The 4,274-nt window shown below is 67.3% G+C and carries 5 protein-coding genes; all 5 read left to right on the forward strand.

Going from position 1 to position 4,274, the window contains the following annotated elements; translation table 11 throughout:
* Positions 1 to 149: 149 nt before the first annotated feature.
* Positions 150 to 1,067: a DMT family transporter gene (locus tag PKD06_RS18445; protein ID WP_324382712.1), complete on the forward strand. Its 918-nt coding sequence runs from the start codon at positions 150 to 152 to the stop codon at positions 1,065 to 1,067.
* Positions 1,068 to 1,110: 43 nt separating this feature from the next.
* Positions 1,111 to 1,422 carry a septum formation initiator family protein gene (locus PKD06_RS18450; RefSeq protein WP_324382714.1) on the forward strand — a complete coding sequence of 104 codons (312 nt, stop codon included), beginning with the start codon at positions 1,111 to 1,113 and terminating at the stop codon, positions 1,420 to 1,422.
* An 88-nt stretch (positions 1,423 to 1,510) separates the two neighbouring features.
* On the forward strand, positions 1,511 to 2,590 hold the full coding sequence (gene pdhA / locus PKD06_RS18455; protein WP_324382716.1) for a pyruvate dehydrogenase (acetyl-transferring) E1 component subunit alpha: 1,080 nt from the start codon (positions 1,511 to 1,513) through the stop codon (positions 2,588 to 2,590).
* A gap of 159 nt (positions 2,591 to 2,749) precedes the next feature.
* The gene (locus tag PKD06_RS18460; protein WP_324382718.1) at positions 2,750 to 4,135 is read left to right on the forward strand and encodes a pyruvate dehydrogenase complex E1 component subunit beta; all 1,386 of its coding nucleotides are present in this window, start codon (positions 2,750 to 2,752) and stop codon (positions 4,133 to 4,135) included.
* 12 nt (positions 4,136 to 4,147) lie between these two features.
* Positions 4,148 to 4,274, forward strand: a 127-nt coding sequence (locus tag PKD06_RS18465) for a biotin/lipoyl-containing protein (RefSeq protein ID WP_324382720.1), incomplete at its 3' end; no start/stop codon positions are given.

A 4,274-nucleotide genomic window follows, 5' to 3' on the forward strand; every position in this document is an offset into this window, starting at 1 on the left:
GGAGGAACTGGGGAGCGCCGCAAAATTCGCGGGACGCGCCGCACTGAAGGTCTGATCGCCTCCGAAGCCCTTCCCACCTTCTGCCGGCACCGGCCAGCCCCGCGCGCATCGCATGGCCTCGCGCGGGGCGCCATGCGCTAAGGGGGAGCGTGCGCTTCTCCCTTACCCATCCCCGCTGGTCTCCCCGCATCGCGGTGGCCGCCATGGTCGTGTCGATGTTCACGGCCGGTGGGAATTTCGCCGTCAGCCGCCACGGCGTCCAGCACGGGCTCTCGCCCTATGACCTGGTCGCCCTGCGCTTCGGCATATCCGGCCTGATCCTGCTGCCGTTCTTCGTCCGCAAGGGCGTCGCCGACTGCGCTGGAATCGGCTGGAAGAGAGGAATCCCGCTCGCCCTCACGAGCGGGGCCGTCATCACGCTCCTGATGAGCTTCGGCACCAAGCTCGCGCCGGCAGCCCACGGGGCCGCCTTGGGCCCGGGCACCGTGACGGTGGTCGGCGTCGTCTACGCCGCTTTTCTGGCGGGCCGCCTGCCGCCGCGCCTGACCTTGCTCGGCCTCGCCTTCGCCCTGTGCGGCCTCGCGACCATCGCCCTTGCCGGCACCGCCAGCGGCTCGCGCTCCGTGATGCTGGGCGACCTCTGCTATTTCGCCACCGGCCTCCTCTGGGGCTTCTATCCCGTCCTCCTCCACAAATGGCGGATCGACGCGATCGTGGGAGCGACGATCTGCTCCGTGCTCTCGCTCGCCTACATGCCGATCTATCTCGCCTTTCTCGAATCGCGGCTCTGGGCGGCGCCGCTCGACGTGCTGCTGGTCCAGGCTTTCTACCAGGGCATCATGAACTCGATCGTCGGGCTCTGGCTCTGGGGGCACGGCGTGCGGGTGCTGGGCGCCTCGGGCACGCAGTTCTTCCCGCCCATGATTCCGGTGGTCGGAACCCTCGCCGCGATTCCGATCCTCGGGGAATGGCCGGGGCCCTTCCACCTTGCGGGGATCGCGCTCATTGTCGCCGGGCTCGCCCTCGCCGCGCGGGGCAATCGCCCGCCCGCCCGGCCCCGGATCTGAAATTCTAACCTGTCCTTAACCATGGTCCGGCCAAGCATGGGCCATGGTTGTGCGCCGTCGATATCGGGGAATTTTTCTGACTGTCTCGGCTTATGCCGTGGGAGCGGGGCTCGTCGCCTATTTCCTCCACAATGCGGAGATCGGCAATCGCGGCCTGCGGGTGAAGCAGGTCCTGAAGATCCAGATCTTCGAGGCGAACCAGGAGCTGGACGCGGCCCGCGCCGAGACCAAGGAATGGGAGCGCCGTCTCGCGCTTCTGCGCGCCGAGCATGTCGACCGCGACCTCCTCGAGGAACGCGCGCGTATCCTTCTCGGCCGCGTGCACAAGAACGACGTCGTCGTCGTCGGCCCCTGAGCGATTGGCCGCCGCTACGCTCTCGATTTCCCTTGCCGCATGGTCTAGCCTTCTCGACAATCAAGGTTCGGGCTTAGCGGAGGAACGGATGGCGGTGTCAGCGCGCAGGACGGCGAGGGCGGGCTCGACAGGGAGGGCCGCGGCCGCCAAGACGAGAGGCGCCCCGAAAGGCGAGGAGGCCGGGGCTCCGGCCTCGTCCTTCAGCAAGGACGAGGATCTCCAGGCCTACCGGGACATGCTGCTGATCCGGCGCTTCGAGGAGAAGGCGGGCCAGCTCTACGGCATGGGCCTGATCGGCGGGTTCTGCCATCTCTATATCGGCCAGGAAGCCGTCGTCGTCGGCATGCAGATGGCGTCCCGCGAGGGCGACGAGGTCATCACCGGCTATCGCGACCACGGCCATATGCTCGCCTGCGGAATGGATCCGCGCGGGGTGATGGCGGAGCTGACCGGACGCCGCGGAGGCTATTCCAAGGGCAAGGGCGGCTCGATGCACATGTTCTCCAAGGAGAAAGCCTTCTATGGCGGGCATGGCATCGTGGGCGCCCAGATCGCCATCGGCACCGGGCTCGGCCTCGCCAACTGGTATCGCGAGGACGGCAAGGTCGCGCTCGCCTATTGCGGTGACGGCGCCGCGAACCAGGGGCAGGTCTACGAGAGCTTCAACATGGCCGAGCTGTGGAAGCTGCCGGTCGTCTACGTCATCGAGAACAACAAATACGCGATGGGCACCGCTGTCACCCGCGCCTCGGCGCAGACGGATTTCTCCAAGCGCGGCGTGTCCTTCAACATCCCCGGCGAGCAGGTCGACGGCATGGATGTGCGGGCCGTGCGCGAGGCCGGGCAGCGCGCGATCGACTTCGCCCGCGCCGGCAACGGGCCCTACATCCTCGAGATGCAGACCTATCGCTATCGCGGCCATTCGATGTCCGACCCGGCCAAGTACCGCTCGAAGGACGAGGTCGCCAAGATGCGCGAGGAGCGCGACCCCATCGAGATGGTCAGGAAGCGGCTCCTCGAAACCCACGGAATGGACGAGGACGAACTGAAGAAGATCGACGCCAAGGTGCGCGAGATCGTGAACGACGCCTCCGAATTCGCCAGCCACGACCCCGAGCCGGATCCCTCCGAGCTTTGGACGGACATCCTCCTCGAGGTCCGAGCCTAGCCGGACCCGCCCGCCATGGCCCCGCTCTCCCCAAGGCACCGTCGCGAGCAGGCCGGCAAGCCGGCGTCCCGCCGCATCGGCGCGGGCGGGACTCGCGAGGGCCGGCGCCGGACGGGATGCCGCATTCCCCCCTTCGACTTCTGATCCAAGAGCCTTCCGATGCCGACCGACATCCTCATGCCCGCACTCTCGCCCACGATGGAGGAGGGCAAGCTCTCGAAATGGCTCAAGAAGGAGGGTGATCCGATCAAGTCGGGCGACATCATCGCCGAGATCGAGACCGACAAGGCGACGATGGAGGTCGAGGCGGTCGACGAGGGTGTCCTCGCGAAGATCCTCATCCCCGACGGGACGGAGAACGTGGCCGTGAACACTCCGATCGGGGTGATCGCGGCGGATGGCGAAGACGTATCGGCGGCGGCTTCCGCGAGGCCGGCCCCGAACGGGGCGGCCGCAGAGGCGCCGAAGGCTGCTGCCCCGGCCGAGGCTCCCGCGGCCACCGTCCCGGCGGCGCCCCGCCAGCCGGAGAGCGTGGCCGAGCCCGAGGTGCCGGCCGGCACCGAGATGGTCTCGCAGACGGTGCGCGAGGCGCTCCGCGACGCCATGGCCGAGGAGATGCGGCGCGACAAGGACGTCTTCGTGATGGGCGAGGAGGTCGCCGAATACCAGGGCGCCTACAAGGTGACGCAGGGCCTGCTCCAGGAGTTCGGGCCCAAGCGCGTCATCGACACGCCGATCACCGAGCACGGCTTCGCCGGCCTCGGCGTCGGGGCGGCGCTGACGGGGCTGCGGCCCATCGTCGAGTTCATGACCTTCAACTTCGCCATGCAGGCGATCGACCACATCATCAATTCGGCGGCGAAGACCCTCTACATGTCCGGCGGCCAGATGGGCGCCTCCATCGTCTTCCGGGGTCCGAACGGGGCCGCCGCCCGCGTTGCCGCCCAGCATTCGCACGACTATGCCGCCTGGTATTCGAACGTGCCGGGCCTCAAGGTCGTGATGCCCTACACCGCGGCGGATGCGAAGGGCCTGCTCAAGGCCGCCATCCGCGACCCGAACCCGGTCATCTTCCTCGAGAACGAAATCCTCTACGGCCAGTCGATGCCGGTGCCGAAGCTCGACGATTTCGTGCTGCCGATCGGCAAGGCGCGCATCCACCGCCCGGGCAAGGACGTCACCATCGTCTCCTTCGGCATCGGCATGACCTACGCCATCAAGGCCGCCGACGAGCTGGCCAAGGAGGGAATCGATGCGGAGGTGATCGACCTGCGCACCATCCGGCCCATGGATATCGAGACGGTCATTCGCTCGGTCCAGAAGACGAATCGCTGCGTCGCGGTGGAGGAGGGCTTCCCGCAATCGGGCGTGACGGCCGAGATCGGCATGAAGATCATGGAGGAGGCTTTCGACTATCTCGACGCCCCGGTCGTGCGCATCACCGGCAAGGACGTGCCGATGCCCTATGCGGCGAACCTGGAAAAGCTCGCGCTTCCGAATATCGGCGAGGTCGTCGCGGCGGCCAAGGCCGTCTGCTATCGCTGAGAGGGCCGACCGATGCCGACCAACATCCTGATGCCCGCGCTCTCTCCGACGATGGAGAAGGGCAATCTCGCCAAATGGCTGAAGAAGGAAGGCGACACGATCAAGTCCGGCGACGTCATCGCCGAGATCGAGACCGACA

Origin of the sequence: Enterovirga sp. (assembly GCF_035325185.1) — a bacterium.
GTDB lineage: Bacteria > Pseudomonadota > Alphaproteobacteria > Rhizobiales > Beijerinckiaceae > Enterovirga.

Bases quoted from the DNA above. Each gene is read 5' to 3' on its own strand.
- pdhA (WP_324382716.1), top strand. From the start codon at position 1,511: ATGGCGGTGTCAGCGCGCAGGACGGCGAGGGCGGGCTCGACAGGGAGG.
- PKD06_RS18460 (WP_324382718.1), top strand. From the start codon at position 2,750: ATGCCGACCGACATCCTCATGCCCGCACTCTCGCCCACGATGGAGGAG.
- PKD06_RS18450 (WP_324382714.1), top strand. From the start codon at position 1,111: ATGGTTGTGCGCCGTCGATATCGGGGAATTTTTCTGACTGTCTCGGCT.